The sequence below is a fragment of the Mangrovibacterium marinum genome (assembly GCF_003046625.1).
Lineage (GTDB): Bacteria > Bacteroidota > Bacteroidia > Bacteroidales > Prolixibacteraceae > Mangrovibacterium > Mangrovibacterium marinum.
This window is the reverse complement of record NZ_QAAD01000013.1, coordinates 23,642-43,017: the sequence shown is the minus strand read 5'-3', so window position 1 is coordinate 43,017 and position 19,376 is coordinate 23,642. Positions and strand designations below refer to the sequence as shown.

Annotated in this window: 17 protein-coding genes; 9 read left to right on the top strand and 8 right to left on the bottom strand. The window is 45.3% G+C overall.

The features are described from left to right. Positions 1 to 44 precede the first annotated feature (44 nt). The 3 genes from C8N47_RS12800 (at position 45) to C8N47_RS12790 (ending at position 2,491) form a co-directional block, all read left to right on the top strand. Complete coding sequence (locus tag C8N47_RS12800; protein ID WP_107822966.1) at positions 45 to 617, top strand: 3'-5' exonuclease; 573 nt, start codon at positions 45 to 47, stop codon at positions 615 to 617. Positions 618 to 619: 2 nt separating this feature from the next. Beyond that, positions 620 to 1,810, top strand: a complete 1,191-nt coding sequence (locus C8N47_RS12795) for a class I SAM-dependent rRNA methyltransferase (RefSeq protein WP_107822965.1) — start codon at positions 620 to 622, stop codon at positions 1,808 to 1,810. A 312-nt stretch (positions 1,811 to 2,122) separates the two neighbouring features. After that, the gene (locus tag C8N47_RS12790) at positions 2,123 to 2,491 is read left to right on the top strand and encodes an RNA recognition motif domain-containing protein (protein ID WP_107822964.1); all 369 of its coding nucleotides are present in this window, start codon (positions 2,123 to 2,125) and stop codon (positions 2,489 to 2,491) included. A gap of 53 nt (positions 2,492 to 2,544) precedes the next feature. On the opposite strand, the gene C8N47_RS12785 is transcribed toward C8N47_RS12790, so the two are convergent. The 7 genes from C8N47_RS12785 to C8N47_RS12755 all read right to left on the bottom strand — a co-directional run bounded on the left by C8N47_RS12785 (position 2,545) and on the right by C8N47_RS12755 (position 9,608). Then, positions 2,545 to 2,997 (bottom strand): GAF domain-containing protein, encoded by a 453-nt coding sequence (locus tag C8N47_RS12785; protein WP_107822963.1) that lies wholly within the window; start codon positions 2,995 to 2,997, stop codon positions 2,545 to 2,547. A 17-nt stretch (positions 2,998 to 3,014) separates the two neighbouring features. Next, positions 3,015 to 3,485: an aspartate carbamoyltransferase regulatory subunit gene (gene pyrI, locus C8N47_RS12780; RefSeq protein ID WP_107822962.1), complete on the bottom strand. Its 471-nt coding sequence runs from the start codon at positions 3,483 to 3,485 to the stop codon at positions 3,015 to 3,017. Between the two features lie 6 nt (positions 3,486 to 3,491). Then, positions 3,492 to 4,400 (bottom strand): aspartate carbamoyltransferase, encoded by a 909-nt coding sequence (gene pyrB, locus C8N47_RS12775; protein WP_107822961.1) that lies wholly within the window; start codon positions 4,398 to 4,400, stop codon positions 3,492 to 3,494. A 302-nt stretch (positions 4,401 to 4,702) separates the two neighbouring features. Next, positions 4,703 to 5,302 (bottom strand): IMPACT family protein, encoded by a 600-nt coding sequence (locus tag C8N47_RS12770; RefSeq protein ID WP_107822960.1) that lies wholly within the window; start codon positions 5,300 to 5,302, stop codon positions 4,703 to 4,705. 47 nt (positions 5,303 to 5,349) lie between these two features. Beyond that, complete coding sequence (gene dnaA, locus C8N47_RS12765) at positions 5,350 to 6,777, bottom strand: chromosomal replication initiator protein DnaA (RefSeq protein WP_107822959.1); 1,428 nt, start codon at positions 6,775 to 6,777, stop codon at positions 5,350 to 5,352. Positions 6,778 to 7,056: 279 nt separating this feature from the next. Further along, complete coding sequence (locus C8N47_RS12760; protein WP_107822958.1) at positions 7,057 to 8,319, bottom strand: MlaD family protein; 1,263 nt, start codon at positions 8,317 to 8,319, stop codon at positions 7,057 to 7,059. Between the two features lie 107 nt (positions 8,320 to 8,426). After that, positions 8,427 to 9,608 (bottom strand): N-acetylmuramoyl-L-alanine amidase family protein, encoded by a 1,182-nt coding sequence (locus C8N47_RS12755; RefSeq protein WP_107822957.1) that lies wholly within the window; start codon positions 9,606 to 9,608, stop codon positions 8,427 to 8,429. Between the two features lie 132 nt (positions 9,609 to 9,740). On the opposite strand from C8N47_RS12755, the gene C8N47_RS12750 reads away from it, so the two are divergent. The 4 genes from C8N47_RS12750 to C8N47_RS12735 all read left to right on the top strand — a co-directional run bounded on the left by C8N47_RS12750 (position 9,741) and on the right by C8N47_RS12735 (position 14,828). Then, positions 9,741 to 12,449 carry a putative LPS assembly protein LptD gene (locus C8N47_RS12750; RefSeq protein WP_146161524.1) on the top strand — a complete coding sequence of 903 codons (2,709 nt, stop codon included), beginning with the start codon at positions 9,741 to 9,743 and terminating at the stop codon, positions 12,447 to 12,449. Between the two features lie 216 nt (positions 12,450 to 12,665). Beyond that, complete coding sequence (locus C8N47_RS12745) at positions 12,666 to 13,265, top strand: FKBP-type peptidyl-prolyl cis-trans isomerase (protein WP_107822955.1); 600 nt, start codon at positions 12,666 to 12,668, stop codon at positions 13,263 to 13,265. A gap of 73 nt (positions 13,266 to 13,338) precedes the next feature. Next, positions 13,339 to 14,412: a chorismate synthase gene (gene aroC, locus C8N47_RS12740; protein ID WP_107822954.1), complete on the top strand. Its 1,074-nt coding sequence runs from the start codon at positions 13,339 to 13,341 to the stop codon at positions 14,410 to 14,412. After that, positions 14,412 to 14,828 carry a DUF134 domain-containing protein gene (locus C8N47_RS12735; RefSeq protein ID WP_107822953.1) on the top strand — a complete coding sequence of 139 codons (417 nt, stop codon included), beginning with the start codon at positions 14,412 to 14,414 and terminating at the stop codon, positions 14,826 to 14,828. The genes aroC and C8N47_RS12735 overlap by 1 nt, the downstream gene beginning before the upstream one ends. 93 nt (positions 14,829 to 14,921) lie before the next feature. On the opposite strand, the gene C8N47_RS12730 is transcribed toward C8N47_RS12735, so the two are convergent. Next, complete coding sequence (locus C8N47_RS12730) at positions 14,922 to 16,145, bottom strand: dicarboxylate/amino acid:cation symporter (protein ID WP_107822952.1); 1,224 nt, start codon at positions 16,143 to 16,145, stop codon at positions 14,922 to 14,924. 215 nt (positions 16,146 to 16,360) lie between these two features. Between C8N47_RS12730 and C8N47_RS12725 the strand changes: the two genes are divergently transcribed. Both C8N47_RS12725 and C8N47_RS12720 read left to right on the top strand, forming a co-directional pair. Then, complete coding sequence (locus C8N47_RS12725) at positions 16,361 to 18,142, top strand: L-fucose isomerase (protein WP_211316132.1); 1,782 nt, start codon at positions 16,361 to 16,363, stop codon at positions 18,140 to 18,142. Between the two features lie 90 nt (positions 18,143 to 18,232). Next, positions 18,233 to 19,375 (top strand): DUF6786 family protein, encoded by a 1,143-nt coding sequence (locus C8N47_RS12720; RefSeq protein ID WP_107822951.1) that lies wholly within the window; start codon positions 18,233 to 18,235, stop codon positions 19,373 to 19,375. Position 19,376: the final 1 nt, after the last annotated feature.

Sequence of the window (19,376 nt, the reverse complement as noted above, 5' to 3'; positions counted from 1 at the left end):
CTCGAAAATGTGTGATCGTTCTGTATTATAATTATTTTTGTTGAATGTTTCAGGAAAGTATTACAAAAGAAGAGTTAGAAGTTTTACCGTTAAAATCGTTTAGTGGCGAAATAACGGTGGTCGATTCTTATGAATTGGTTTTGGAGGCAGTCGAATATTTGCAGCGCGCCGCATTGTTGGGTTTTGATACCGAAACAAAACCCTCGTTTAAGCGGGGTCAGATCAATAAAGTTGCCTTGTTGCAGCTGTCAACGGCCGACCGTGCTTTTCTGTTTCAACTTCACAAAACCGGGCTACGTCCCGAAATTAAATCCATTCTTGCGAATCCCGAAATTACCAAGGTCGGTGTTGCTATTCGCGACGACATCAAAGCCTTGCAAAAGCTGAGCTTTTTTAAGCCGGGAGGCTTTGTAGAGCTGCAGGAACAAGTGAAAGATTTTGGGATTCACGATTTCAGCTTGAAAAAAATTGCAGGTATCGTGCTGGGTGTGCGGATTTCGAAATCGCAGCGCCTGACCAACTGGGAATCCCCGGTACTAACCGAAGGGCAGCAGGCCTACGCCGCAACCGATGCCTGGATTGCACACGAAATATTCCAATCGTTATCTGAAGCTTAAGCATGACACAAAATTTGGTTACCGTTGTTCTGAACAAAGGCAAAGAACAATCATTAAAGCGTTTTCACCCCTGGGTATTCTCGGGAGCTATCAAAAAAATTACAGCCGAGGTTAACGAAGGCGATTTGGTGCGCGTTGTCTCCAACTCGAACGAATTTTTGGGTATCGGCCATTATCAGATTGGCTCGATAGCTGTGCGCATCCTGACTTTTAAGGATGAAGTGATTAACCGCGATTTCTGGAAAAGCCGCTTGCAGGAAGCTATTCAGCTGCGGGCCTCGCTGGGCTTGCTGAATAACACACACACCAATGTTTTTCGCTTGGTTCATGGCGAAGGCGACGGAATGCCCGGTCTGATTGTCGACTTTTACAACGGAACGGCTGTTTATCAGGCCCATTCGGTTGGTATGTACCATCAGCGGAACGAGCTGTCCGAAATTTTGAAAGAATTGCTGGGCGAGCAGTTAAAGGCTGTTTACGATAAAAGCGATAAAACGCTTCCTTACAAAGCCGACATTGAACCGGTAAATGGCTATTTGCTGGGCAATTCGGGAGCAACAATCGTCAAAGAGTACGATAATGCTTTTCATGTGGATTGGGTGGAAGGACAGAAAACCGGATTTTTTGTCGATCAGCGCGAAAACCGGCGGCTGGTGAAGGAGTTCTCCAAGGGGCGCGATGTGCTGAACATGTTTTGTTACAGCGGAGGCTTTTCGTTTTATGCCATGCAGGGAGATGCGCGAATGGTGCATTCGGTTGATGCATCGGCCAAAGCCATCGACCTTACACGAGCCAATGTTGAAATTAACTTCCCCGAAGATTCGCGTCACCAGGCATACGTTGCTGATGCCTTCGATTTTATGCGCGACATTAAGGATAAATACGATCTGATAATTCTGGATCCGCCGGCATTTGCCAAGCACCGCAATGCACTTCATCAAGCCTTACAGGCTTATAAGCGATTAAATGCAAAAGCCTTCGAACAGATCCGCCCTGGCGGAATTGTGTTCACTTTTAGCTGTTCGCAGGTGGTGAGCAAGGAGAAATTTCGCGAAGCAGTGTTCTCCGGAGCAGCTATTTCGGGCCGAAAAGTGCGAATTCTTCATCAGTTAACACAACCAGCCGATCATCCGGTTAATATCTATCACCCTGAAGGCGAGTACTTAAAGGGGCTGGTGCTGTATGTGGATTAAAAAAAGATACTTATTCCGGTAAATTTCAATAAAAAAACTGTTGCAGTTGCTTGCCAAGTCAAAACTATCCATATATTTGTAATCAACTATGGTGAAATGACTTGTAATCAATGAACAAGGAAAGTACCTACCTTCCTGTACAAATTACGGCAAAGCCATTTTCTTTGAACTATTTATTTGTATTAATTAAGGTAGGGTCTCGCTTTTTAGGTTCCAGTGATATTATTTCCTTCAAAAAGATCAATCTCCGTTCCGAAAATTCCGTGATTTTACCGCATGTATTTTTTATTTTAATTTTTTATTTTTCAAATTATGAACATTTACGTAGGTAATTTAAACTACAATCTTTCAGAAGAAGAAGTTGCGGAATTATTTTCACAATTCGGAGAAGTTGTTTCCGTGAAACTGATTACAGACAAGGAAACCGGTAGAGCTAAAGGTTTTGGCTTTGTTGAAATGGCAGACGACCAGGAAGGTGCAGAAGCAGTTTCTCGTTTGGACGGAGCCGATGTACAAGGCAGAAACATCAAAGTGAACGAAGCTAAGCCAAGAGAAAACACAGGCTTCAGACCACGCCGCGAAGGTGGTTTCCAACGTCGCGAAGGTGGCGGTGGCGACCGTTTCAGAAGAAACAATAATTACGATGGCGGTGGTCGTCCACAAAGACGTGAACGTTACTAATTGGTAATTATATAAGAAGAGAAAAGATCGCCGGATATTCCGGCGATCTTTTTTTATGCTTCAAACTTTGCAGCAACCAGCTCACAAACTTGTTCCAAAAAGTGTTGGTCGTCGTGCTGAAACGGGGCGGGAGAGTGGCTGTCGATATCCAGTTCGGCCACAAATTTGCCGTTTCGCATAACCGGCACTACAATCTCCGATTGAACCTCCAGTCCGCAGGAGATGTAGTTGTCAAGCTGGCTGACATCTTGCACAATCATCGCTTCTTCGCGTTGGGCTACCTGCCCGCAAACTCCCTTACCAATGGCAATGTGGGTGTGCTCGGTTGGTTTGCCGGCAAAAGGACCCAGTACCAATTGCTGGTTGTCCAGCATGTAAAAACCAACCCAATCGTAGTGGTAAATCTGTTCCTTCAAAAGTTCACAAATCTTTTGTAGTAGGTCTTCGGGATTCGACGCTACGAGTTGTTTAATTGTTGCCAGGCAATCGCTAAATTCTTTCTTCATCTGCTCTTTGTTTGTCCTTACTTAATTACCATCTGGTGTTCGTGCGTAATCTTTTCGCAGTACTTACATTTCAGCGCCAGTGGTTCTTTGCCGATTACTTTAAACGAGGTTGTGACCGGCTCGTTGTTCGTAATACATTTCGGGTTGAAACATTTGACAATGCCCACAACCCGGTCGGGAACCTCCACAATTTTCTTCTCAACAACTTCGTAATCTTTAATAATGTTGAGTTTTGCATTGGGGGCAATCAGGGCAATCCGGTTAATGTCGTCGTCGGCAAAAAACTGGTGCGATACTTTAATAATCGCTTTTTTATCCAGTTTCCCACTATCCAGGTTTGCACCAAAGGTGATCATGTTCGGGGTTTTGTCAAGCTCCAGGATGGAGATCACTTTAAACAGGTTTTCCGAGGGGATATGATCAATCACAGTGCCTTCGCTGATGGCACTTACTTTTAACTTTAATTTCTTGGTTATTTTGTCGCTCATGGCTGCTTATTTTAAGTTCAAAGTATGAGCAATAATTGCTTCTCGGGTATACATGCCGTTTAGGGCCTGTTGGAAGTAGTATGCTTTTTCGCTGCTGTCGACATCGGTGTGGATTTCGTTTACACGCGGCAGGGGATGTAAGATCCGCATGGTCGGCTTGGTATTGGCCAGCATGCTGTTTCGAAGAATGTAAACATTCTTTACCTGCTCGTATTCGATCGGGTCGGAAAAACGTTCTTTTTGCACCCGGGTCATATAAACGATGTCGGCCTCGGAGATGATGTCGGTGAACTCGCGATGCTCGAAATAACGAATTCCTTTGTCGCGTAAAAAGATTTTGTATTCTTCGGGCATCTCCAGTTCTTCCGGTGCGATGAAATTAAAAATCGGGTTTTCAAATTCCGACATGGCCATTAGCAGGGAGTGAACCGTACGCCCGTACTTGAGGTCGCCAACCATGAAGATGTTGATATTGTCCAGCCGCCCCTGGGTCTTCTGGATGGAATACATATCGAGCAAGGTTTGCGTGGGGTGTTGGTTTGCTCCGTCGCCGGCATTAATAATCGGTATGGTCGAAACCTCTGCCGCATAACGGGCGCTGCCCTCCAGTGGGTGTCGCATGACGATTAAATCGGCATAGTTCGAAACCATCTTGATGGTATCATGCAATGTTTCGCCCTTGGTAACACTGGATGAATTGGAATCGGTAAAACCGATGATTCGTCCCCCCAGACGATTGATTGCCGTTTCGAAACTCAAGCGGGTGCGGGTAGAAGGTTCAAAGAAAAGCGAGGCAACAACTTTGCCTTCCAGCAGGCGTTGGTTCGGATTCCGCTCAAAATCCGCTGCCAATTCCATGATTCGAAGATAATCCTCCTTCGAATAATCTGTGATGGAAATTAAATCTCTCTTCATCAATAATTTTCATTTATAAGGTGACACCCAGACATAAAAAAACCAACAGGACCAAAAGTCACCGTTGGTTTTCTAAATGTCGTAAAATATTTAAATATAGCTATGTGCTTAATGTATTTGCTGAGTTGAAACGAACAGTGATGAAACCGAGATATAATGCATGAGTGGTAGTTCCCATTCAAGAAAAAATCATATCGATTAACTGTACTATTCATTAAAATCCAAAAGTATGGTGTATTTCTTTATTTCCCCACAATTTGAGCCACTATTTATTACCTATTTACTAACATTCGATCGGAAAGCTACAGGATGTTTATCCGAACTCCTTCAATATTATTCAGTAGGCTGAAGATTCGTTCTGCTTCGTTTTGGCGAATGGCCGATTTTATTTTGCAACGTAAATCGAAATCAGTCTTCTTTTGAGGCAGGTTCTCATCTTTAAAAACTTTCATCACACTGTTCATATTCAGGTAGTCAAATTCAACCCAAAAATTTTCCTCCACCAATTTTTCCACAATTTCGGCCTGTTCCAGCGCAGCAACTGCCGCTTCGCGATAGGCATTGATCAGGCCGCTAACGCCGAGTAAGGTGCCGCCGAAGTAGCGAACCACAACAATCAGTACGTTTGTAAGATCGAGCCGCTGTATTTGCCCCAATATGGGGCGCCCGGCGGTTGACGAAGGTTCTCCGTCGTCGTTGGCGCGGAAATGCGTTTTGTCGGCCCCCAGACGCCAGGCATAACAGTGGTGACGGGCTGAGTAGTGTTCCTTTTTTAATAGCTGAACAAGTTCTTTTATTTCATCTTCGCTCTCAACCGGGTAGGCATAGGCCAAAAATTTACTGCCTTTGTCTTTAAAGATTCCTTCGGTTGGAGCTGCTATGGTCAAATAAGAGTCACTCATTTTGCGAAGATAAAAAAGGCAGATCAAATGATCTGCCTTAATCTGTTTTACATTTTCAGTTTCTTTTCAATCTCGTCGACAAAGTTCCGGAAATTCTTGTCGGTTTCCATCAGGTTGTTGACCGTTTTGCAGGCATGGAGCACTGTGGCATGGTCCTTATTTCCAATCTGCGATCCAATGGATGCCAACGAGGATTTGGTCATGCTTTTCGAGAAATACATAGCTAACTGGCGGGCCTGAACAATCTCGCGTTTGCGGGTCTTGGCCTGAAGGTTGTCGACCGTAAGGTTGAAATAATCGCATACAACTTTTGAAATGTAGTCGATCGACAGTTCGCGTTTCGAGCTTTTTACCAGTTTGTTGACCATGTCGCTGGCCAACTCGATGGTGATTTCTTTCTTGTTCAGTGTCGACTGAGCTAGCAGGGAAACCAAAGCTCCCTCGAGCTCGCGCACATTATTACTGATGTGCGAGGCAATGTACTCCAACACTTCGTCCGAAATTTCAATCCCGTCTTTGTAGGTTTTACGTTTTAGGATTTCGATACGGGTTTCGAAGTCGGGTACCTGAAGCTCGGCTGTTAATCCCCATTTAAAACGAGATAACAGACGCTGTTCCATTCCCTTCAACTCGATGGGCGGCTTATCTGATGTCAGAATCAGCTGCTTACCGCTTTGGTGCAGGTGGTTGAAGATGTGGAAGAAGGTTTCCTGAGTCTTTTCTTTCCCGGCAAACTCCTGAACGTCGTCCAAGATCAACACATCGATCATCTGATAAAAATGCAGAAAGTCGTTGCGGTTATTATTCCGGGTAGCTTCGGTGAATTGCGTTTGAAACTTGTTCGCATTCACGTAAAGTACCACTTTGTCCGGAAAGCGCTCTTTTACTTCGATACCGATGGCGTGAGCCAAGTGGGTTTTCCCTAGCCCCGAGGCTCCGAAAATCATCAGCGGATTAAAAGCTGTTCCTCCCGGATTCTGAGCTACAGCATATCCTGCAGCCCGTGCTAAACTGTTACATTCACCCTCAACAAAGTTTTCGAATGTGTTATCCGATTTGAGCTGAGGGTCAACATGTAGCTTCTGAATGCCCGGAATGATGAATGGATTCTTTATCGACGGTTTCCCCTCCGTCTTTAAAGGTACATTCAGCGGTTTGTTCTGTATTTTCGAGTTGTTGGTTGTTGGATACTTAACGGTGTAAGGCTGAGCATTTGTTTGGTTGCCCATAACCACTACATATTCCAGTTTAGCATCCTGACCAACTTCCTTGCGCAATGTTTTGCGCAACAGGTCAATGTATTGTTCTTCCAGGTACTCGTAGAAAAACGGACTGGGTACCTGAATGGTCAATACCTGATTGTCGATCTTTAACGGAACAATCGGTTCAAACCAGGTTTTAAAACTAATCGATGGGACGTTATCACGAATCACACTTAGACAACGATCCCATATACCAAGATGAGTACTAGTCATTTTGAATAGCAGGATTTATATTGAGTTCGACAAAAATTTTCCCTTTATTTTTTTCCCGTCAACAAAAGTGTTCAAAAAAAAAGTATAAAAAAAATGAATTTCCTATTGACTTTTTATGAATAACCATAAAGGGTATAAAACTCAACTACTTAAAAAGTGTAAAAAAAATCATGCTATGCAACAACCTGATAGTCAGTATGTTATCATTGCGGTATTCTCTAACTCCCGTGGATTAAGGAGTTTAGAAAGGTTCGGTTAAATATATGTTATGACTATGAGTTATTTCGACGCCTTGCGTAGTGCTTTGTCCAATTTGACACGATGCCCGTTTTTCAAGGCAATGATGCTTGCATCGGGAAAGTTAGCCTGCGCTTTTTCCAATAGTTGATAAGTTTTGGTAATATCCGAGGTATTTCCGATTGAATAATTATAAACTCCCGAGATCTCGCTTTCTTCAACTTGCGAAAAGCCGGCAAAGAGCGGACTGTTCACATTTAATCGGTCGGGGCTCGATATTAGATGTACTTTAAAGGTGTATGGCGAATTTCCGGCAGCGTCCGATTCATCGGAGTTGATATAGACATTCCGGCCAAAGTCGAGCGCCGAAAAGTGCACATAGCGCTTGGGATTGTTGCGTATATCTTTTAGCAAATAATCCAGGCTTAGGCTTAGTTGGGTCAAATTCTGATATAATTCCGGATCGTTCATCAGTAATCCCGCAGATCCTTCACCCGAATTGACCTTGGCGATTATTTCATTGATTCCCGTTGAGCTTTCAGCCATATTGGTAAACATCTCTTTCAGGTTAACCGAGGAAATGCTGTCGGTAATATTGGCCAAATTCCCGGCAATGGCCGAAAAATCATCCGAGCTGGCGGCCAGGCTTGTGCTTAGCTTATTAAAGTTGGTCATGGTTGCCTGTATGTCGGTTGTTCCCGAATGCAGCAAAAAGTCCAGTTGTGCCGATGCGCTTTCCAGGTTAATGATGGTTTGGTTGATATGAGCGAAACTTTCGGACAGGTTTTGGCGCGCCTCCGGGTTAAACACATAGGTGATTACCGTGATGGCCGAGTCGAGCGAAGCCAGAAGTTGCTCGGCTTTGTTTTTTAGTGGCAGCACTTGCATACTGACTTGTTCTTTTAAATCTCCTTCTATGCTCGAGGGGATGGTGTCCGATTCGGAATAAAATTGGTTGTTCCCGCTAAAAAGCAGCTTGATTGACCGGGTGCCCATCAAGTCGCTCGAAATAATGCGAGCTTCGGTTCCCTTGGGGATTTTCAGATCGCCTTCAATTGAAAACGCGACAATCAGTGATCCGTCATTCTGATCGGAAAAATGAATGTCCTTTACCTGGCCAACCTGGAAACCACTCAGGGTTACTGCGCTGGATTTTAATAATCCGTCAACATGATCGTACGTGGCGTAATAAGTCGTATTGGTATTCAGGTAGTCGACTCCTTTCAGGTAGTTTATTCCCCATAAAAATACGGCAATACTGAAAATGATTAAAGCGCCTAGTTTGGTGTATTTTGAAATTTTCATGTTGATGATTTTTGCGTTTTGGCTTGGTTTGGGCTGTCGAAATTAGCCGGTGTATATTATGCAATATTAGTAAGCCTTGCTTTAGAAAACAAGAAACGGCTCCGAAACTAGCGTTCTGTCAGCTTTCGGGCCTGGTCCAGCGAAATTTGTTTGCCATCGAAAAAGGCTGTGATGAAGGCATCCTTGTAGGCCTTTCGGGCTTCATTTTTCCGGACCTCGATTTGGGCCCAATCGGTTTCCTTGCAGTAATAGTATTTATATAGCCCGTTTGCATGCTGAATGTGAATATTTTCTAATCCCTTGAAGTTGTCGGGGCGAAGTGCCAGCTTTTGGTGGGTGACGGCAATCTGCACCGCGTAGTAAAGGGCTTGTGGCGGAGCTTTGGCCGAGGTCGAAGTCTGTTTGTTGCTCTGATGCTTTTCCGGCTTGCTGGTGGGCTGGTCCGGATTCATGGCTTTACCGATAGCAGTCTCGTTTTCAACCAGAGGGACAAGCGCAATGTCGCTTTTTTGCTCGTAGTTGGTTTTGTATGTTTTTACAGCCTGGCAAATGGCTTTGGCTAATTCACTCTGACCTTTTTCAGAGTTCAGGTAGGCTGCTTCTTGCTTATTGCTTAAGTAGCCCACCTCAATTAAGATGCTCGGCGTGCTGGTTTCGCGCAATACCAGGAATCCTGCTTGTTTAACCCCGCGATCGGTTCGGCGGGCTTGGTTTTTGAACTGATTCTGGACAAGTGCTGCAGCACTCAGGCTTTGGGCAAAGTATTCTTCCTGTACCAGGTCGAAGATGATATACGACTCGGATGAGTTCGGGTCGAAGCCCTGGTAGCGGGTTGAATAGTCATCTTCAATTAAGATCACCGCATTTTCCTTTTTGGCCACCTCCAGGTTTTCTTTTGTTCGGTGCATCCCCAGCACAAAGGTTTCGGTGCCGCTAACCGACGGGCTGGCACACGAATTGGCGTGGATGGACAAAAACAGATCGGCTTTGGAACTGATGGCCTTTTCGGCCCGTTTGTGGAGCGGAATAAACACATCGCTGTTGCGGGTGTAGATGACTGCCGCATCCGGCATTTCCTGATCGATGTAACGTCCCAGTTTGATGGCCAGGTTCAGGACAATGTTCTTTTCTTTGATCCTTTGGTACATGGCCCCCGGATCGTGGCCGCCATGTCCGGGGTCGATTACAATGGTAAATTTCTTTTTTGAAATACTTTTAGCCTGTATCTTTACTGGTGCGGCCACGAGGATGACAACTATAAATGCTAAAAAGTAAGCAGCGTTTCTCATCTGTCAATTATTGATTAGCTTAGGTAAAAATAGAAATATTCATATTATTTTTTAATCGTTAACCTTAATCTAGGCGATGAATTTTTATTTTTGCAATCCGATCAGCCAAACAAGGCAACTAAATAGGGTATTTTGAAACAGAAACTGCTTATATATCTTTTTATTATCACCAGCATAGGTTTGCAAGCACAGGAAAAGCCTCAACTGATTTTCGAAGAACTTGACTTTCACGATTCTCTGGTTAGTATAGCGCCCGACACAAGCTTGATGCAACCCCTGACCAATGTTGCCGCTTTGCCGGTCGACACCTTAGCTGCCGACTCCCTGGCGGTTGAAGCCAACGATGAGAAACCGGTGCTCGAAGCAACAATCAATTATAATGCAACCGACTCAATCATTGTGTCGCTCGATGGTCAAAAGGTGTATTTGTATAAGGAAGGAAAAGTAACCTATGAAAATATTGAGCTTACGGCCGATTACATCATATTGGATCTGAATACCAAAGAGGTGTATGCCGAGGGCTTGGCCGATACTGCCGGAGTCGTGCAGGGAGCGCCCATCTTTAAGGATGGTACCGATGAGTTTGAATGTAAAAACCTGCGCTATAACTTCAAGTCGCAAAAAGGGATTATTGAAGATGTGAAGACCGAGCAGGGCGAAGGCTATGTACACAGCGAACGAACCAAAAAGGTGGATAAGGATGCCTTCATTCTGAAGAATGGGAAGTATACCACTTGTGATGCCGATCATCCGCACTTTTACCTGAAAATGACCAAGGCAAAGGTGATTTCGAATAAGAAAATTATTACCGGCCCGGCTTATATGGTGCTGGAAGATTTTCCGATTTACTTTCCGATTTTGCCGTTTGGATTTTTTCCCAATTCGCCAAGTTATTCGTCGGGTATTATTATTCCTACTTATGGTGAGGAAAACAACCGTGGGTTCTTTTTGCGCGACGGGGGATATTATTGGGCTGCCAGCCAGTACTTCGACCTGACCATGAAGGGAGACATTTACAGCAAAGGTTCGTGGGCAACTTATATCAGCAGTAACTATAAAAAGCGCTACAAATTCTCCGGAAACTTTAGTGCCGCCTATAATATTAATAAATACAGCGAGGAAGGGCTGCCCGACTATTCGAAAACAAAAGGTTTCAGCGTAAAATGGTCGCATTCACAGGACAGTAAAGCCAACCCGAACCAGAGTTTTTCGGCAAGTGTAAACCTATCGACCAGCAGTTACGACAAGGAGAACTCGACCGATGTGTATTCGTACCTGAGTTCAACCAAGTCGTCGAGTATTTCATATAGCAAAAAATGGGAAAACAGCCCGTTTAGTATGTCGGCAAACATTACCCATACGCAAAATTCGTCCGATTCAACCATGGCGCTCAGCCTGCCGATCATGACGTTTAACATGACCAAGCAATATCCGTTTCGCGCTAAAAACAGAAGCGGTAAACTCAAGTTTTGGGAGAAAATCAGCGTTGGCTATACCGGTAACATTAAAAACTATGTGAAGGCTAAGGAAGATGAAATTTTACAGCAGGATTTGGTGAAAGACTGGCAAAATGGTTGGCAACACTCTATTCCGATTACTTTGCCGAGTTTTAGCCTGCTGAAGTTTATCAATTTCAGCCCTTCGTTTAGTTATAAAGAGCGCTGGGCTACCAGCAAACTGAAATCACACTATGTGTTTAACCATTCCACCATGCAGGAAGAACTGTTGGTTGATACCGTGTATGGCTTAAAACGAAACTACGATTATTCGTATGCCCTGAGTGCATCCACGACCATCTATGGGATGTACATTATGAAGAATCCGAATTCGCGGTTAAAGGCTATTCGTCACAAAGTTACGCCATCGGTATCGTTTAGCTATCGTCCGGATTTTTCGGCCGCCAAGTACGGTTTTTGGGATACTTATTATAACGAAAAGGGAGAAATGAAATATTTTGACCGTTTTTCGAACAGTGTCTACGGCAATGCCGGACGCGGGAAAAGCGGATCTATAAACTTCAGCTTAGCCAATAATATTGAAGCCAAAGTTGCGGCTAAGAGCGACACAGCCAGCGTTGATGACTCGGATGAAAAAGATAAATATCAGAAATTAAAGATCCTGGATAATTTAAGCTTCAGCGGATCTTACAACCTGATTGCCGACTCGCTGAATCTGAGTACAATCAGTATCCGCGGGCGAACGACCATTAAGGGCGTAAGTATCAACTTCGGTGGCACGGTAGACCCCTATATGACCAATGCTGCTGGAACAAGTCGGATCAACCAGTTCGCGTGGAATCAACGTTCCGGCTTAGGGAAACTGGGGAGGCTGACCAATGCAAACCTATCGTTTGGCCTGAATTTTAAATCTAAAAATAAAAAGGACAGCAATAGCGGGAGCAAGGGTGCGCAAGGCGGACAAAAGCCAGCCGGGGACGATGATTTCTTTGACGATGAGCAAGATGAGATGCCGGTTATGACGCAGTTTGGCCCGCAGTACTACGATTTCAGTATTCCCTGGGAGTTTAGCATGAACTATTCGATGAGCTACTCTAAACCCAATCCGTTCCGGGAGTCAACGATCAACCAAAGTGTGAACTTTAACGGTCGTCTGAGCCTGACTGAAAAGTGGAATATGTCGATGACTACCAACTTCGATATTCAGGCCGGAGAGTTCTCATTTACCACCTTCAATGTGTCCCGGTCGCTGCACTGTTTCAGTATGAGCTTCAACTTTGTGCCCTTTGGTCAGCGTCGTAGCTACAGCTTCTCGCTCAATGCTTCGTCGTCGATGTTGAAAGATTTGAAAATCAATAAGAACAGAAGCTGGTATGATAACTAAACCGGCTTCGTGTTTTTAGCGTCCAAATTATTTAAAGTGCTTTCCTCCCGGTTTATTGGCGAGCAAATTAAAATGAAGCTTTCGCATCCTAAACCAATGTCGTTTTGTGATGTTATCTTTAAATACAAAAAATTGAACACAGGTCGTATTTTATTATCTGTGTGAATTTTATTTCTTTGCAGTTTAATTATTAAAAATCAATCTAAATAATTTGATATGGTTATTTCAAAAAACAAAATGGTTTCTCTGACTTATGATCTGAGAATCGGAAGCGCAGAAGGAGAAATGATTGAACAGGCTACTGCCGAGAAACCATTGACTTTTGTTTTCGGAGCGGGGCTGATGTTGCCTAAATTTGAAGCTCTGCTGGAAGGAATGGAACAAGGTAAAGCATTCAATATAAGTTTGAAAAGCGCTGAAGCTTACGGCGAAATTGACGAAAATGCCATTGTAGATCTTCCCAAAACGATCTTCATCATGGACGGTAAATTCGACGATGAAATCATTAAAGTTGGAAACACGGTGCCAATGATGAGCTCTAATGGTCAGCGCATGAATGGTTTAGTGCTGGAAATTACGGACGAAACGGTGAAAATGGACTTCAACCACCCCTTGGCTGGCGAAGATTTATTCTTCAGCGGCGATATTCTGGAAGTACGCCAGGCAACCGATGAAGAAATTGCAGCAACAGTACAAGGCGGTTGCGGAAGCGGCTGTGGTTGCGGCGACGAGTCAAGCTGTGGAAGCGGTTGCGGATGCGACGACGAGTCATGCTCTACAGAAAGCTCAAACGGTGGCTGTGGTTGCGGCTGCTAATTGAACGCAGAACAACTAATTTATTCTCGATAAACCTTGCCGCTTTCGGGCGGCAAGGTTCTAAAACTAAACAATGAATAGCTTCGGACAAATTTTTAGGTTAACTTCTTTTGGTGAGTCCCACGGCCGCGGTATCGGCGGCGTAATTGACGGATGTCCCGCCGGTTTGGAAATTGATATGGAATTCATTCAGCGTGAATTAAACAGACGCAAACCCGGTCAATCGAAAATTACCACTCAGCGCAAAGAAGCCGACCAGGTTGAATTTTTATCAGGTATTTTTGAAGGCAAAACCCAGGGAACACCGATTGGCTTTATCGTGTGGAACAAAGATCAACATTCGAACGATTACAACAATCTGAAGGATGTATTTCGTCCCTCGCACGCCGATTATACTTACATTCAGAAATATGGAAGTCGTGATCATCGCGGAGGAGGCCGCTCGTCGGCTCGCGAAACAATTGCACGCGTTGTTGCCGGAGCTATTGCAAAACTGCTGCTTAAGCAACAGGGGATCCGTATCGATGCTTTTGTGAAAAAAGTGGGGGAGGTTGAGCTCGAAAAAAGCTATAAGGATCTGGATTTAACACAGATTGACTCCAATATTGTACGGTGCCCCGACCCAGCTGTGGCCGATAAAATGATCGCCCGGATTGAAGAAGCCGGAAGAGATCGCGATACCGTTGGAGGCGTTATCCAGGGCGTTGTTCAAGGCGTTCCGGCAGGCTTGGGCGAACCGGTCTTTAATAAACTGCATGCCGATTTGGGCCATGCCATGTTGGGCATTAATGCCGTTAAAGGATTTGAATATGGCTCCGGTTTTGAAGGAACAAAACTTTCAGGATCCGATCATAATGATATCTTTGTGAAAACTGAAAACGGAATACGCACAAAAACGAACAATTCCGGAGGTATACAGGGAGGAATATCCAATGGTGAGGATATCTATTTTAATGTCGCCTTTAAACCGATTGCAACCTTGTTGAAGGAACAGCAAACGGTTGATCGCGATTCCAACCAAACGGTTATCAACCCCAAAGGACGACACGATCCGTGTGTGCTTCCGCGAGCTGTGCCCATTGTTGAAGCGATGGCCGCTTTGGTATTAGCCGATCATTATTTGTTAAACAAGATAAATCAACTGTAATGCCACGTAAAAAAAGAGATCGCCGATTATTAGCTCCGCCTGCCATTAAAGGCTTGTCGGTTTACGGACCCAAGAACAGATCTGAGCAGGTCGTTCTGTTTTTTGAAGAGTACGAAACCATTAAGTTGCTGGACTATGAGAATATGACTCAGGAAGAAGCTGCGGTTTGTATGGAAGTTTCTCGTCCTACATTAACGCGTATTTATGAGTCGGCCCGCAATAAGGTCGCTCAGTCGATGGTGGAAGGAAAAGATTTGGTGATCCGTGGTGGAAACTTTCATTTCGACGAAAACTGGTTTTACTGCAATAATTGTAACGCTAAGTTTAACCGCTTTGTTGAAACTGACAACAACTGTCCCGTTTGTAATTTGAGCGAGATTATCTCGTTGAACGAGTTTTACTCGGATGCCAATTAGGACTGGTGCAGATTTAAAATAAAAACAAAAATTCCCGAATCGCTTTCAGCAGCAATTCGGGAATTTTTGTTTCCGCCAGTCCCTCAGGACTGCTTAAATGTTGGTTTTTTCGCCTTCACTCTTGGCAATAATTACAGCGCCGCAGCTATCGCTCCACACATTGATCGACGTGCGGTACATATCCAGGATACGATCTACGGCCAAAATCAGGCCCACTCCTTCAAGCGGCAGGTGCACGGCAGATAAAATAATGGTAATCATCACCAGGCCGGCCATGGGGATCCCTGCTGCACCGATCGATGCCAGCAAAGCAGTTACCACAACCACAACCTGCTGCGAGAAACTCAGGTCGATGCCATAGACCTGGGCTATAAACATGGCTGCCACACATTCGTACAGCGCTGTTCCGTCCATATTGATGGTGGCTCCCAGGGGCAAGGTGAAGCTTGTGATTTTGTTGGAAACACCACTGTCGTTTTCAACGGCCTCGATGGTTAGTGGCAAGGTCGCACTCGACGATGAGGTTGAAAACGCCGTTAACAGGGGCGATACCATATTTTTTAAATGTTTGTATGGTTTGGCCTTGCCGATGAACTTCATCAGCACAGGCAGGGTTATAAAGGCATGAATGGATAAGGCCAATACAACCGTTAGCATATAAATGGCCATACTTCCGGCAATATCAGTGAGCTGATCTGCATTTTTCGAAACTTCAATGGCAACAATTCCCAGAATACCAAGCGGCGTAAATCGGATAATGAACAAGGTCATTTTCATCATTACCTCGAAAATGCTGTCGAAAAAAGTAACCAGGCTTTGTTGGTATTTGGTTTTGGCCGCATTGATGAAAAAACCGAACATGACCGCAAAGAATATAATTGACAGGATATCGCCCTTAAACAAGGATTGAAAGATATTCTCCGGAATCATGCGCATAAAAATGTTCGATAGCTGCGAGGGATCTTGTTGCTCAAATGCAGTTGCACTTTGTTGCAGCCCCAGCTCGGCACCTTTCCCGGGTTGAATGAGGTTGACCAAAAACAGACCGGTAACAATGGCCAGCAGCGATGTTGTTAAATAATAACCAAGGGTTTTAATCCCTAAACGCCCCAGGTTTTTACTACCGCCCATACTGGTGACACCGCTAACAATAGAGCTGAAAATGAGTGGAATGATGATCATTTTTAGCAGTCGCAGAAAAATATCGCCCATCCAGGCGACATACTTCACATTTTCGCCGCCGTAATAACCGATGACAACTGCAAGAACCAAGGCAATCAGGATTTGCCAGTGTAATTTCAATTTTACTAAGAACATTAAAAAGAGCTTTATTTAGTTGATTTTTATTTTTTATAATAAAAATTTCAGTCTTATTGTCATTTTTCAGTCTTAATGATGACGTTTTGAAGTTTAGGGATGGTCGCAAATCTAAGGATAAAAAATGTTTATTAGCAGAAAACAGGCTAAAAGAAAATGAATTAAATTGCAGCACAGTACAGCACAATATAACAAACCAATAAAATCAAATCAAGATGACAAAACGCTTAATAGGCCGTCTGCCCAAGGTGGGTATCCGACCGGTTATCGATGGGCGAGAACTCGGAGTCCGCGAGTCGCTCGAAGAGCAAACCATGAATATGGCCAGAGCCGCCGCGGCTTTAATATCGGAGAATTTACGCTTTCCATCCGGCGAAAAAGTAGCATGTGTAATCGCCGACACCACGATTGGCGGTGTGGCCGATGCCGCAGCCTGTGCCGACAAGTTTAATCGGGAAGGGGTTGCGGTGTCGCTAACGGTAACTCCGTGCTGGTGTTACGGCACCGAGGTTATGGATGCTGACCCGACCATTCCGAAAGCGGTTTGGGGATTCAATGGTACCGAGCGCCCCGGAGCGGTTTATTTGGCAGCAGCCCTGGCTGGTTATACTCAAAAAGGAATGCCTGCTTTTGGCATTTACGGACGCCACGTTCAGGATGCCGGCGACGAAACAATTCCCGATGATGTGAAACAAAAAATTCTTCGTTTTACCCGTGCTGCCTTGGCGGTGGCGCAGATGAAAGGAAAATCGTACCTGTCAATTGGCTACACATCCATGGGAATTGCCGGTTCAATGGTCAATCCCGATTTTTTCCAGGACTACCTGGGCATGCGGACCGAATTTGTGGAATCGATTGAAGTTAAACGACGGATCGATCACGGTATTTTCGATAAAGACGAATTTGAAAAGGCTCTGGCTTGGGTGAAAGAAAACTGTGCCGAAGGTGAAGACCGGAACGACCCGGCTGCTCAACGTAACCGGCAACGTAAAGACTGGGAGTGGGAGACCGTTGTGAAAATGACGCTCATTTGCCGCGACCTGATGGTTGGAAATCCCAAGTTGGCAGAGATGGGCTATGGCGAGGAAGCCAAGGGGCATAATGCCATCAGCGGAGGTTTTCAAGGCCAGCGGCAATGGACCGATTACTATCCGAATGCGGACTTTACCGAGGCGATGTTGAATTCGTCGTTTGACTGGAATGGCATTCGGGAGGCTTTTGTTTTTGCAACCGAAAATGACAGCCTGAATGCCGTACCCATGCTATTTGGCCACTTGCTGACAAACACGGCCCAGATTTTCTCGGATGTTCGGACCTACTGGAGCCCCGAGTCGGTAAAACGGGTCACCGGGAAAGCGCTGACTGGCTTGGCCAAAGATGGGATCATTCACCTGATCAACTCCGGATCGACGACCCTGGATGCCACAGCGCGTCAGAAAGACTCAGCAGGTAATCCGCTGATGAAACCCTATTGGGATATTACCGAAGAAGATGCGGCTTCCTGCCTTGAAAATACCCTTTGGAGCCCCGCCGATTTAGGCTATTTCCGGGGTGGTGGCTTCTCCTCGCTGTTTAAAACAGCAGGCGAAATGCCGGTTACCATGTCGCGGGTAAACTGGGTTAAAGGGCTGGGTCCCGTTCTTCAAATTGCTGAAGGTTGGACTGTTGAGCTTCCCGACGATGTGCATCAGGTACTGGATGAACGCACAAACCCCACCTGGCCGACAACCTGGTTTGTTCCGCGTTTAACCGGGCAGGGAGCTTTCGAAGATGTTTACAGCGTGATGGCCAATTGGGGAGCCAATCATGGGGCCATTTCGTATGGACATATTGGAGCCGATCTGATCACGCTGGCTTCTATTTTAAGGATTCCGGTTTGTATGCACAATGTGGCCGACGCAGCCATTTTCCGACCCAGTGCCTGGGCTTCTTTCGGCATGGATCCGGAAGCAGCCGACTATAAGGCTTGTCAAACTTACGGGCCTCTTTTTGCCTGATTCGAAGAAGGAGTTTTATCTTTAGCCGAGTTTTGAAGCTTGTGGCCAACAGGCCGCAGGCTTCCATTATTCCTATATTAAAATTACTTCATGACATATCAAAAAGGACAATACGGTTACGATTTGGAGTGGATCCAAAAACATCAAACAGTTGTTGAACTCGTCGGGGAATCATCGCGCGTGTTGGTTGCTCCTGACTTGCAGGGACGTGTAATGACCAGCACTGCTACCGGAGAAAGCGGCTACTCGTTTGGATGGGTTAACCATGAGCTATTTGCATCAGAAGAACGCTCGGAACAGTTTAATGCTTTCGGTGGCGAAGAACGCTTTTGGCTTGGTCCCGAGGGTGGGCCGTTTGCATTCTTTTTCGACAAGGAAAAGGCTCAAACCATGGCTAACTGGCGGGTGCCGCAAGCACTGGATACGATGGCCTGGGAAGTTCAGGAAGTGATGCCCGAGATGGTGACTTTGTATAAAGCGTTTAAGCTGAAAAATTATGCCGAAACGGAATTTGAACTGGCCGTGACGCGCCGGGTGGGCATTATTTTACCCGATGAAATTGACTTTGTCTTAAACTGTAAAATCGGGCCGTCGGTGCGGACTGTGGCCTACGAGTCGCTCAATCAGGTGCAGAATGCGGGCCAAACAGCCTGGGAAAAAGCAACCGGCTTGCCTTCCATCTGGATGTTGTCGATGTACAATCCGTCGCCCGACGTGGTGGCTATTGTGCCGTTTAAAGATGGAGAGGCCGACGCAGCCCTTAAAACAGATTATTTTGGCGAAATTCCGGCCGATCGGCTGAAAGTTCGCGATGGCTATCTGCTGTTTAAGGCTGACGGGCGTTTTCGCAGTAAACTGGGTATTCCACCTTCCATAGCCAAACGCTACCTGGGAAGCTACGATTGGATAAATCATCGTCTGACCATTCTCGAAACAACCATTAACCCGCAGGCCACCGACTATGTAAATTCAGCCTGGGGCGAAGAGCAGGAAAAACCGTTTGGCGGAGATCTGATCAATGCCTACAACGATGGTCCCCTGGAAAATGGCCAGCAGCTTGGACCTTTTTACGAGCTTGAGTCATCCTCCGAGGCCCTTCAGCTTAAGCCGGGCCAAAGTCATATTCACATTCAGCGCACTTATCACTTTGAAGGAAGTGAAGATGATTTGAACGAAATTGCAACGAAGATTCTTGGCGTTTCAGTTTATGATTTAAAAGATGCTTTTGATTGAT